This is a genomic window from Tersicoccus solisilvae, assembly GCF_014643255.1.
Taxonomy (GTDB): domain Bacteria; phylum Actinomycetota; class Actinomycetes; order Actinomycetales; family Micrococcaceae; genus Tersicoccus; species Tersicoccus solisilvae.
Genome location: NZ_BMJI01000077.1, coordinates 1 through 589, shown reverse-complemented (window position 1 = coordinate 589; position 589 = coordinate 1). Strand labels below are relative to the sequence as shown.

The window sequence follows — 589 nt, the reverse complement described above, 5'->3', positions numbered from 1 at the left end:
CTCTGAGGTTAAAAAAGTCTAAGATCCGCTATTTGACAGGGAAAGCGCTTCTTCAATGCCGGTCTGCGCCACAAACTCCTCATCGTGACTGACCAGAATAAAAGCGCCAGGGTATGCTGCCAGCGCCGCGGCCAGACGCGCTTTCGATTCAATATCCAGATGATTGTCAGGCTCATCCAGCAGCAGTAAGGGATTGCCCCGCTGATGACTGACATAAAGCATGGCCAGCTTCATCTTTTCACCGCCGCTGAGACAAGCCACAGTGCGGTGCACCTGCTCGGCGCGAAAGCCTATCTGGGCCAGCAGAGTGCGGCGCTGACTGTCATCCATCAGGCTGGGATTCACCTGGTTATGATCAATCGGGCTGCTATCAACTTGAGCACAGCGCTGCAGGGTTTCCAACAGTGTCCACTCTGGCTTGAGTAAGCTGAAATGCTGATCCAGATAGACACTGTGGCCATTGAGTTGCACTTGCCCAGCGCTCAACACCAACCTAGCTTGCAAGACCCGAAGCAAGCTGGACTTACCACTGCCATTGGCCCCCGCCAGACGCAGTTTATCGCCACTGCTGAGGGTTAAATTGATAGGC

General features: G+C 54.2%; 1 protein-coding gene. It reads right to left on the bottom strand.

Annotated features, from left to right (window positions below; genetic code table 11):
• Positions 1-18: 18 nt before the first annotated feature.
• On the bottom strand, positions 19-589 hold a 571-nt coding region (locus tag IEX22_RS16335), incomplete at its 5' end, for an ATP-binding cassette domain-containing protein (RefSeq protein ID WP_188669284.1).